Annotated in this window: 13 protein-coding genes; 3 read left to right on the forward strand and 10 right to left on the reverse strand. The window is 59.6% G+C overall.

What is annotated here, in order from left to right; genetic code table 11:
- The 5 genes from ABYO54_RS09455 to rplM all read right to left on the reverse strand — a co-directional run.
- Nucleotides 1-638, reverse strand: a 638-nt coding sequence (locus ABYO54_RS09455; RefSeq protein ID WP_372808005.1) for an aminotransferase class III-fold pyridoxal phosphate-dependent enzyme, incomplete at its 3' end; no start/stop codon positions are given.
- Between the two features lie 71 nt (nt 639-709).
- Nucleotides 710-1,582 carry an acetylglutamate kinase gene (gene argB / locus ABYO54_RS09460; RefSeq protein ID WP_372808006.1) on the reverse strand — a complete coding sequence of 291 codons (873 nt, stop codon included), beginning with the start codon at nt 1,580-1,582 and terminating at the stop codon, nt 710-712.
- Nucleotides 1,583-1,617: 35 nt separating this feature from the next.
- Nucleotides 1,618-2,799 carry a bifunctional glutamate N-acetyltransferase/amino-acid acetyltransferase ArgJ gene (gene argJ / locus ABYO54_RS09465; protein WP_372808007.1) on the reverse strand — a complete coding sequence of 394 codons (1,182 nt, stop codon included), beginning with the start codon at nt 2,797-2,799 and terminating at the stop codon, nt 1,618-1,620.
- Between the two features lie 142 nt (nt 2,800-2,941).
- Nucleotides 2,942-3,340, reverse strand: coding sequence for a 30S ribosomal protein S9 (gene rpsI / locus ABYO54_RS09470; RefSeq protein WP_372808008.1), 399 nt, complete (start codon nt 3,338-3,340; stop codon nt 2,942-2,944).
- A 15-nt stretch (nt 3,341-3,355) separates the two neighbouring features.
- Nucleotides 3,356-3,790 carry a 50S ribosomal protein L13 gene (rplM, locus tag ABYO54_RS09475; RefSeq protein WP_372808009.1) on the reverse strand — a complete coding sequence of 145 codons (435 nt, stop codon included), beginning with the start codon at nt 3,788-3,790 and terminating at the stop codon, nt 3,356-3,358.
- A 133-nt stretch (nt 3,791-3,923) separates the two neighbouring features.
- Here rplM and ABYO54_RS09480 point away from each other — a divergent pair, with 133 nt between their 5' ends.
- Nucleotides 3,924-4,574 carry an ElyC/SanA/YdcF family protein gene (locus ABYO54_RS09480; protein ID WP_372808010.1) on the forward strand — a complete coding sequence of 217 codons (651 nt, stop codon included), beginning with the start codon at nt 3,924-3,926 and terminating at the stop codon, nt 4,572-4,574.
- The gene (locus ABYO54_RS09485) at nt 4,574-5,062 is read left to right on the forward strand and encodes a GGDEF domain-containing protein (protein ID WP_372808011.1); all 489 of its coding nucleotides are present in this window, start codon (nt 4,574-4,576) and stop codon (nt 5,060-5,062) included. Before ABYO54_RS09480 ends, ABYO54_RS09485 begins: the two co-directional genes overlap by 1 nt.
- Nucleotides 5,063-5,115: 53 nt before the next feature.
- Here the strand turns inward: ABYO54_RS09485 and ABYO54_RS09490 are convergent, their stop codons facing one another.
- Genes ABYO54_RS09490 through ABYO54_RS09500 form a run of 3 tightly spaced genes read right to left on the reverse strand, consistent with a single transcriptional unit; the run spans nt 5,116 to nt 7,796 of the window.
- On the reverse strand, nt 5,116-5,634 hold the full coding sequence (locus tag ABYO54_RS09490; protein WP_372808012.1) for a chromate transporter: 519 nt from the start codon (nt 5,632-5,634) through the stop codon (nt 5,116-5,118).
- Nucleotides 5,631-6,206, reverse strand: coding sequence for a chromate transporter (locus ABYO54_RS09495; protein WP_372808013.1), 576 nt, complete (start codon nt 6,204-6,206; stop codon nt 5,631-5,633). The genes ABYO54_RS09490 and ABYO54_RS09495 overlap by 4 nt, the downstream gene beginning before the upstream one ends.
- A 12-nt stretch (nt 6,207-6,218) precedes the next feature.
- Entirely contained in the window at nt 6,219-7,796 is a 1,578-nt protein-coding gene (locus ABYO54_RS09500; RefSeq protein ID WP_372808014.1) for an NAD(P)-dependent oxidoreductase, read from the reverse strand.
- A 120-nt stretch (nt 7,797-7,916) separates the two neighbouring features.
- On the opposite strand from ABYO54_RS09500, the gene lptE reads away from it, so the two are divergent.
- The gene (lptE, locus tag ABYO54_RS09505; protein ID WP_372808015.1) at nt 7,917-8,423 is read left to right on the forward strand and encodes an LPS assembly lipoprotein LptE; all 507 of its coding nucleotides are present in this window, start codon (nt 7,917-7,919) and stop codon (nt 8,421-8,423) included.
- Nucleotides 8,424-8,560: 137 nt separating this feature from the next.
- On the opposite strand, the gene rpsT is transcribed toward lptE, so the two are convergent.
- Together rpsT and lepB are read right to left on the reverse strand one after the other, a co-directional pair.
- On the reverse strand, nt 8,561-8,824 hold the full coding sequence (rpsT, locus tag ABYO54_RS09510) for a 30S ribosomal protein S20 (RefSeq protein ID WP_372808016.1): 264 nt from the start codon (nt 8,822-8,824) through the stop codon (nt 8,561-8,563).
- 110 nt (nt 8,825-8,934) lie between these two features.
- On the reverse strand, nt 8,935-9,616 hold a 682-nt coding region (lepB, locus tag ABYO54_RS09515), incomplete at its 5' end, for a signal peptidase I (protein ID WP_372808017.1).

The following is a 9,616-nucleotide window of genomic DNA, read 5'->3' on the forward strand; positions in this document are numbered from 1 at the left end:
ATGCCGCACTGCACTTCGTCGCACAGCAGCAAGATGCCTTTTTCATCGCACAGCTTGCGCAGGCCCGAAAGGAACTCCGGCTCGGCGGGGATCACGCCGCCCTCGCCCTGCAGCGCCTCGACCAGCACGGCGGCCGTCTTGGAGGTGATGGCGTCCTCGATGGACTCCAGATCGTTGAAGGTGGCGTAGACAAAACCATCCGGCAGCGGACCGAAGCCCTTCTGGACCTTTTCCTGCCCGGTGGCGGTCAGCGTCGCCAGCGTCCGGCCGTGGAACGACTGGCGCATGGTGACGATCTCGTATTTGCCGTGTTCGCTGCCCCACAGGCGCGCGAGCTTGATCAGCCCCTCGTTCGCCTCGGCGCCCGAGTTGCAGAAGAAACATTTTGCCCCCGGCAAGCCGGACCGCTCCGACAGTGCCCGGGCGAGCAGCGGCTGCTTTTCATTGTAGAAGAGGTTGGAGACATGCACCAGGGTTTCGACCTGATCCTGGATGGCGTGCACCATTTTCGGGTGGCAATGGCCGATGTTGACCACGGCGATGCCCGACACGAAGTCGAGATATTCCTTGCCCTCGGCGTCCCACACCGTTGTTCCCGACCCCTCCACCAAGGCAACCCCCGGCGCGTAGGTAGGCATGAGGTACTTTTTTTGAAGTTCCGCTATTTCCCCAGTGTTCATTTCAAGTTTCCAATTTCGGTTTCTGGTTTCTATTCCGTGATCTCGGTTCCAACGCCTTCGCTCGTAAACAGCTCGAGCAGGAGCGAATGCGGCATCGCGGCATCGATGATATGGGCTTTCTTGATGCCCGACTTCACGGCGCCGACCATGCCGCTGATCTTCGGCAACATGCCGCCGGAGATGACCCCGCGGGCAATCAGCTCATCGATTTCCCGCAAATGTAGCGAGGAGATCAACGTCGATTTATCCTCCGGATCGCGCAGCAACCCGGGCACATCCGTCAGGAACACGAGCTTGCGCGCATTCAAGGCGCAGGCAATCGCCGTTGCCGCATCGTCGGCATTGATGTTGTACAAATGGCCATCCGGCCCCTTGCCCAGCGGCGTGATGACCGGGACGATATCCGACTTGAGGTAGGCGAAAATCGGCTCGGTATCGACCGAACGCACCTTGCCCACATATCCCCAGTCGAGCGGCTCATTGGTCGCCGGATCGACCCCCGTCATTTTTTCAACATGGATAATATCCTCGCCATGAATGCCGCGCGCCTTGCCCTTGTACTGCTGGATGATTTCCACCAGATGCGGGTTCACTTGGCGATTAAGCACGTGTTCAACCACCCCGATCGCCTGGTCATCCGTAACCCGCAGCCCCTGCACGAAGTTCGCGGCAATGCGCGCTTCCTTCATGGCGCGCGAGATGGCCTTCCCGCCGCCATGAACCACGACCGGCCGCAGGCCCACGCATTCCATGAAGGCGATATCCTGCATGATCTGCGTATAGCCGTCTTCGTTTTCCATGATGCTGCCGCCGAGCTTGACGACCACGGTTTCGCCGCGGAACTGCTGGATGAACGGTAGCGCTTCGGTCAGCGCAGCGGCCTTTTCAATAAACTTATCCATGTGCAACCCTCTCCCTGGTGCCTGCCAATCAGAACTTAGTAGTTAATCCGCACGTATTCCTCGGTGCAATTGCAGGTGTAGACCACGGCCTCCCCTTCCCCGATGCGCAGATTGATGTTTATAGCAAAATCGGTTTGGGAAACCACCTTAATCAAGTCCTCTTGCGCGACGCCGGAGCGGCGCCCCCCGGCCACGGCCTGGGTATCGTCGTAGAAGATGTCGACCTTCTCCTCGACGACCTTCGCCTTGGAGTAGCCGATGGCATCCATGATCCGGCCCCAGTCGGGATAGGTCCCCGCCCAGGCAGTCTTGTTGAGCATGGAGTTGGCCACCGCCCGGGCGGCCCATTCGGCATCCTCCGCCGAGGCGGCGCCGGCAACCCGGACGGTCACGAACTTATCCGCCCCTTCGCCGTCGTGGACAATCATCATCGCGAGCTCGAAGCAGACCTGCCCGAGCGCCTGTTCGAAAACGCACCAGTCGTGCGACGCTTCGTTCAAGGGGCGCGTTTCGGCGGCGCCGTTGGCCAGCGCCAGCACGGTGTCGTTGGTGCTCTGGTCGCCATCGATCGAAATCCGGTTGAAGCTTTGGTCGACCGCACGTTTGAGGGCGGACTGCAGGGCGGAGCGTTCGACTGCGGCGTCGGTCGTGATATACGAGAGCATGGTGGCCATGTTGGGCTCGATCATCCCGGCCCCCTTGGCGAAGCCGACGATCTTGACGGGCCTGCCCTCGATCTCGATTTCCGCCACGGAAACCTTCGGGCGGGTATCGGTGGTCATCATGGCCTCGGCCGTCTCCTGGACATTTTCGATGAGCGCGGCATCGAACAGCTTGGCAATGCCGGCCTCGATCCTGTCGAGCGGCAACTGCGGACCGATCTTGCCCGTGGAGCAGACGAAGATTTCCTGCGGGGCGCACCCGATCAGCCGCGCGGCTTCGGCGGCCATATCCTTGGCGGCCACGATGCCCTCGGCCCCCGTGCAGGCGTTGGCGATTCCGCTATTCATGACGATCGCGCGGGCCACCCCATACTTGAGATGCTCGCGGCAGACCTTGACGGGCGCGGCGCACACTTGGTTCGTCGTGAAAACACCGGCGGCGCAAGCGGGCTCTTCCGAAAGGATCAACGCCATATCCTTCACACCCGTCGGTTTGATTCCGGCGGAAATACCTGCGCATTTGAAGCCTTTCGGCAGATGGATCTCTGAGAACATATAAACACCCCGGGGTTGAAAATGAGGGCGAAGTCTAAATAGATGGAACGGCAATTGGAAGAAAGGATGAGTGAGAAAAAAGGGTTCCCACAAAAAAAGCCCCCCGGCACCGGGAGGCTTTGGCAACTTGCAGCACCAACGATTAACGTTTGGAGAACTGGAAGCGTTTACGAGCACCCGGCTGACCCGGTTTCTTACGCTCTTTCATGCGGGCGTCGCGAGTAAGGAAGCCGGCTTTTTTCAGCACATCTTTCAGCTCATCGTCGGAGCCGGCAAGCGCACGCGCCACGGCGTGCACAACCGCGCCGCACTGGCCGGACTTTCCGCCGCCGCTCACGGTGGCAACAATGTCGTACTTCCCGGCCACACCTGCGGTTTCGAACGGCTTCTTCAGCAGTTCCTGCTGCAGGGCCGTGTTGAAATATGCGTCGGACTCGAGGCCGTTAACGGTGATCGTTCCGGCACCTTCGGTCATGCGAACGCGGGCAACGGAAGTCTTGCGACGGCCGGTTGCTGCGAGAGAGAGAGTATCTTTTGCCATGATGATTTATCCTGCTTAGAAGTTGAGTGCGAGTTCCTTGACCTGCTGCGCGGCGTGCGGATGCTCGGCACCGGCATAGACCTTCAGGCGCGTCATCGTCTGGCGCGACTGGCGGTTGGCGGGAAGCATTCCCTTGACGGCCTGGGTGATGATTCTTTCCGGATGCTTTTCCCGGACTTCCTTGGCGGTGGTTTCGTTAAGACCGCTGGAGTACCCGGTATAGTCCTGGTAAATCTTTTTGCTGTCCTTGTTTCCGGTCAGCTTGATCTTTTCGCAGTTGACCACAACCACGAATGCGCCGGTATCGACGTGGGGCGTGTAAGTGGGCTTATCACGGCCGCGCAGTGCATCGGCAATTACAACGGCCAGACGGCCAGCAGGCTTATCGGTTGCATCAACAACCAGCCATTCACGTTTGATATCGGCCTCTTTGGGCATAAAAGTTTTCATTAAATAGTCCTCTAGCTCGGTTCGGTAAAAACACAAGGTGGGGGAAGTTATATAAGAGCGGGGTGCGTGTCAACCCCTGTGCGCAAGAAGTTTCTGGTTTTTACCAACTCGGCTTCCGTGCTATACCATAAACATGAAAATCGCACTCACCCAAGTGGAGCTAACCAGGAAGCCAACATGGCTTGGACGGCTGCTGATTGCAACCCTCTTTATCGCTTTGTTTTTTGGCTTCGCGCTCAACATCTACGGGTTCCTCGCCCCGCAAGACCCTGCCAACAAGGGCGTTATGGTTGTCGAGGGATGGATCCACGACTTTGCGCTCGATGAGGCCGTCCGGATGTACCGCGCCGGAAACTACGAAAAAATCGTCTGCGCGGGCGTGCCGATCGAGACCGGCAGCTACATCCAGCAATTCAAATCCTATCCCGAAATGACCGCCGCCCGATTACGCAAACTCGGGATCGCGGATCAAGAAATCATCTTGGCGATTGCGGACTACGAAAAAAAAGACCGCACCTATCTCTCGGCGGTTGCCCTGCGCGAAGCCTTCATGGCCTACAACATCGCCGACACCGACCTGCACCTCGTCACCACGGGGCCGCACGGCCGCCGCAGCCGGCTGCTTTACCGCAAGGCGCTCGGCAAGCAATACCATATCGGCATCACCTGCCTCGACGACTCCGGCTACGATCCGGACCGCTGGTACGCCTACAGCGAAGGAGTCCGCAAAGTGATCTCCGAGTTCATCGCCTACACCTACGCCAAATTTTTCTTCTACCCCTGATGAGCGATTCCGAAAACAATACCGCACTCTGGCTGGCGCTCCTTTCGCTCAGCGAACAGGCCACGCGCGATTGGCTGACCGGCCTCCACAACCGCCGCTACTTCGAGGAAACCCTCGCCGACCACGTGGCCGCGGCCAAGCGCTACGACCGCGCCCTGAGCCTCGTCCTGTTCGACATCGACAACTTCAAGCCAATCAACGACGCCAACGGGCACGCCGCCGGCGACGCCGCACTGAAAGATTTCGCCGAGGTCCTGAAGAAAACCGCCCGCGCCGCCGACATCGCCTGCCGCCATGGCGGCGACGAGTTCGCCGTGATCCTGCCGGAGACCGACAGACAAAGCGCGGAGCAGTTCGTGAAGCGGGTGGCCGCCAAACAGAAAAACCCGACGGTCACGGCGGGCATCGCCGCCCTCCCCTCCGCCGATCTGGCCCGGGATGCCGATACGGATCTGCTGATCAACAAGAAGAAGAAAAAGGGTAGATAGGGAACGGTTCGAGGCCCCGCCTCCCGAGACCGGACGCCGCCAGAGCCGCTCTTTTAAAAAAAGAGAATTCCGGCAATGGCCGACCCCACAACGAGCCACACGGGCCCGACCTTCCATTTGGCAATCAGCAAAATGCAAACGGCCGCAATGGCGACCGCCCCCCAGTTGACCACCGCCACCCGGCCGATCTGCCAAGCGGCGGCGGCAACCAACCCGACCACCGCCGGGCGCAACCCCTGAAAAACCGCCTGCGTGGCGGGCCGCTCGTAGAAATGGAAAAAGAAGAGCGCGAAGACGGTCATCATGATCATGCCGGGCAGCGACACCGCGACCGTTGCACACAAGGCACCGGGAACACCTCCGCTTTCATAGCCCACGAAGGTGGCCATGTTGAGCGCGATCGGCCCGGGCGTGCTTTGCGAGATGGCGATGAAATCGACGAACCGCTCGGTCGTCATCCAGCCGCGCCGCTCCACCTCCTGCTGCAGAAAGGAGAGGATGGCGTAGCCGCCACCGAAGGCAAAGCAACCGATGGTGAAGAAGGAATAAAAAAGCTCGAACAGGACGGTCACGCCTTGGCCCCCTTCCCAAACAGCACCGCACCGAGCAGACCGCCCACCACGATCATCAGCACCGGATGGAGCCCCAAGAAAACGATTGCCAGGAACGACCCAACCGCAATGACGCCCTTCGATAACGAGTTAACCGATTTTTTGCCGACCTGCCAAACCGCCATTACGATCAGAGCGACCACGGCGGCACGGATGCCCGCGAACGCTTTCCGGACCCACGGGAGTTCGAAATACGGCGCAAGAAACGCCGCCACGATCAAGATAACCATCAACGAGGGGGCCGCCATGCCCGCCGCCGCGCAGACCGCGCCGGGAATGCCGCGCTTGCGGTAGCCCACCAGCGTGGCCGTGTTCATGGCGATGATCCCGGGAACGGATTGGCCCAGCGCGTAGTAGTCGACCATCTCCTCGTCGGTGATCCACCCCTTGGAATCGACCGCCTCGGCCTTCATGAGCGGAAACATCACATAGCCGCCACCGATGGTAATGATGCTGATCCGGAAGAACACAAAAAAAAGCTCCAGCAACTTCGGCGGTTCCGAAAGGAGGGCTGCTGGAGCTTGTGGTTCCACGCGGGGTCTTCTTTAGTAGCGGATGCAGGAGGCGTGGAGGGCGTCGATTTGCCCGGCGATGCGGTCCACCACGGCGCAGTCGACCGCGCCGCTGATGCGCATGAGCGCCAGCGAATTTTCGCCGGAAGGGTCGTGCGGGTTGCGCATGTCGTCGATATTGATCCCGGCGTCCGCGAGCGCGCTGCCGATCTGGCCGATGACGCCCGGACGATCCTTGTAGATGAAGAGCACGGCGTTTCCGACCGGCTCGAAGTAGAGCTTGTCGAAATTATTGATGCGGGAAACCATCATGTTGCCTTCGGCGACCGTGCCGCGGACGCTGACGCGCTTGAAATGCGCCGCATCGATCGAGGTGGTGACATCGACCGTAATGGCGTTGCCGTAGCCCTTGGAGGTATCGGTTTCGCGGTTGAAATACTCCACGCCCATCTCCTTGAGATATTCAAGCGCCGCATCGTAGCCCTGCGTACGATCGAAATCGTCGGACAACGCCGCGACAATCTGGACGAGCAACCAGTCGCCGAAGCGCGCGAGGTCGCCGTAGAAGCTGGTTTCGATCAGCTTCATCTGCTTGTTGCCCCCAGCAATGCCGCGGCAGGTGTGCGCCAGCGCGAACGCCAGCTCGGAGTAGGCGCGGTCGAGGCCTTCCGGCACATCGCGGTTGACGACGTAGGAGGCAATGCCTTTGTCGTCGTAGCCGATCAACTGGGTGGCGGAACGCATGGCGGCGTTCAAATTCGCCTCGACCGTGCTCGCGCCCAAATGCGGCAACATGATGTCGGCAATATCGGTGACGGACTGGTTGGCCGCCTCGTCCTTCGGATAAACATCGTTCAGGAAGCGCAGGCCTTTGTCGGCCTTGAGCGCGCGCAGATCGTCTTCGTTGATGATGCCGGCACGGGCGCAGTTGATGAGCGTGGCCCCGTTTTTCATCCGCGCGATGAGCGACTTGTTGATGATGCCGCGGGTGTCGTCGTTCTCCGGCATATGGAGCGAAATGTAGTCGCACTTTTCGAAGATCTTGCCCAGCTCGACGGACTCGGCGCCGAGATCGCGGGCCCGTTCGTCGGACAAGAAGGGGTCGAAGGCCAGCACCTTCACGTCGAAACCGTCCAAGCGCTTGGCCACCAGCTGGCCGATGGCGCCGAAGCCGACGATCCCGACGGTCTTCCCGGTAATCTCCTTGCCCATGAAATTTTTCTTTTCCCATTTTCCGGCGCGGGTCGAGGCATCTGCGGCGATCAAATGACGGGCATCGGCCAGCATCAGGGCAATGACCTCCTCGGCGACGGCGTTGGCGTTGGCGCCGGGCGTGTTCATGACGTCGACGCCCTTCAAACGGGCGTGCTTGATATCGATCGTATTGTACCCGGCGCCCGCGCGGATGACGACTTTCAGCGACGGCATGGCGTCGATGACTTCGGCCGTAACCTTTTCCGAACGAACGATGAGGGCATGGGTGTCGGGGTGCAGGGAAGCGAGGACCGCGAGCTCCTGGGAATCGTCCTGAATGACTTCATAGCCACCGCGCGCGGTAAGGGTCTCGCGGGCAACCGCATCGAGCTTGGTTGGGATCAGCACCTTTTTCATGATTTCCTCTTGTTGGGGTTTAGAAAAGAGAGAGCACACTAAGCAGGCGGGCAAGGGGAATCAAGCTTTGACAATTTCGATTTTTCTGGGAGAGTTTTGCGCCTTGATTGGACACTGCATATGAAGAGAAGCGTATATCTGTTAAACGGCTCGACCCTCCTGCTTGCGGGATGCATGGGCTATCAACCGGGGGGCTCGCGCCCCGAGGGGATCAACACGGTGGCGATGGGCCCGGTCATCAACCGGACCGGCGAGCCCGCCATGGAGCTCCAGATCACCCACGCCATGCGCGACCGCATCCAGCTCGATGGCCGCATGAAACTGGCGAACGAACCGGATAACGCCGACGCGCTGATCGAGATCAAGCTCGTGAAATTCAGCCTCCGCCCGATTGCCTACGACGAAAGCCTTAAAACCACGCCGCGGATTTATCGCATGACCATCACGGGCACCGCCGCGCTGAGGAACACCAAGACCGGGAAGGTGATCTCGGAATCGGACGCCTATGGCGAGGCCACCTTCAACTTTGAAAACGACCTCACCACCTCCAAGCGCGACGCCATGCCCACCGCCGCGGCGGAACTGGCCAAATTCATGCTCGACGACCTGATCGAATACTGGAACTGACCGCAACGGCGGCGAAAACCTCCGGGCGGCACCGCTTTATGCCGAAATGGAACCGCAGCCCGCCGCTCCCGAATTTCCACACAAAAAAAACCCGCTCGAAAGCGGGTTTTTGCAATGGAAAGCCAAGCTTCGGGAAACTAGGCGATCTTGCGCAGGCCATTTGCGGCATTGGTCTTGCGACGCACAGCGGTGTTTTTCTTGATAACCCCCGCCTTGGCAGCCTTGTCGAGCACCGAGCTGTAGACACGCAGGGCTTCTGCGCCAGCTTCGGTATCTTTGGCTTCCAATGCTTCAAGCATGCTGCGACGCGCGCTCTTGACGCGGGTACGCACCTGGACATTGCGGGCATGGCGCACTTCGTTTTGGCGCATTCTTTTTTTGGCGCTCTTCAGATTCGGCATAACAAATCACTCCGTTTAAACAAATTCGTTCCACTTTCTGGAAAAGAAGGTCGAGATAATAGCGGGGGAGCCCCCTAAGTCAACCCGCAAATCCTGCAAAAATTCGCGACTTAACGAACCACGCCCCAATGCTCGCGGAAGGGCCAGTAGACAAAAATGGCCGGCCCCTGGAAATCCGCCCGCGGAACCCCGCCGAAAAAGCGGCCATCGAGACTCATGTTCGGCTTCGTATTGTCGCCCATCATCAAATATTCATCGTCGCCGAGCTGGATAAAATCATCCGCGCTCTGCAGCAACGAGCCCGGAGCAACGTCGTGCCCCCCGTTATAAATCGGGTCGGTGTCGATCGTCCCAAACATGGGCGGATCGGCAACAATCGTTCCGTCGGCCACCAGCCGGCGGTTCTGGATCTGGATTTTTTCGCCCGGCAAGCCCACCATGCGCTTGATATAGAAGGTGTCGGCCCGCACCTGCGGGTGGTCGATGTGGCGGGTATCGAACACGGCGATGTCGCCGCGCTCGGGACTCATGAAGTTGTATTTCAGCTTGTTGACCAGAATGTGGTCGCCCGCGATCACCTTTGCCGAGGCAATCACATCGCCCTTGCGATACGTTTGGGGAATCAGAATGCGGGCCCGGTGCTCGACCTGCTCATAGACGTATTCGCGCATGAAAGACGGCAGCTTGTGATCGACCCCGCCAATGGTCACGACGATTTTGTCCCGATCCTCCCGGAGGTTTTCGAGCGGCCCGGAAACCGTTGCGCGGTATTCCTTATAGGAGGTGCCGGTC

This window comes from Pontiella sp., from assembly GCF_041622395.1.
In the GTDB taxonomy this organism is placed as follows: domain Bacteria; phylum Verrucomicrobiota; class Kiritimatiellia; order Kiritimatiellales; family Pontiellaceae; genus Pontiella.

Coding starts and splice junctions, on each gene's coding strand:
- argB (WP_372808006.1), bottom strand. CDS start 1,582: ATGGATAAGTTTATTGAAAAGGCCGCTGCGCTGACCGAAGCGCTACCG.
- argJ (WP_372808007.1), bottom strand. CDS start 2,799: ATGTTCTCAGAGATCCATCTGCCGAAAGGCTTCAAATGCGCAGGTATT.
- rpsI (WP_372808008.1), bottom strand. CDS start 3,340: ATGGCAAAAGATACTCTCTCTCTCGCAGCAACCGGCCGTCGCAAGACT.
- rplM (WP_372808009.1), bottom strand. CDS start 3,790: ATGAAAACTTTTATGCCCAAAGAGGCCGATATCAAACGTGAATGGCTG.
- ABYO54_RS09480 (WP_372808010.1), top strand. CDS start 3,924: ATGAAAATCGCACTCACCCAAGTGGAGCTAACCAGGAAGCCAACATGG.
- ABYO54_RS09485 (WP_372808011.1), top strand. CDS start 4,574: ATGAGCGATTCCGAAAACAATACCGCACTCTGGCTGGCGCTCCTTTCG.
- ABYO54_RS09500 (WP_372808014.1), bottom strand. CDS start 7,796: ATGAAAAAGGTGCTGATCCCAACCAAGCTCGATGCGGTTGCCCGCGAG.
- lptE (WP_372808015.1), top strand. CDS start 7,917: ATGAAGAGAAGCGTATATCTGTTAAACGGCTCGACCCTCCTGCTTGCG.
- rpsT (WP_372808016.1), bottom strand. CDS start 8,824: ATGCCGAATCTGAAGAGCGCCAAAAAAAGAATGCGCCAAAACGAAGTG.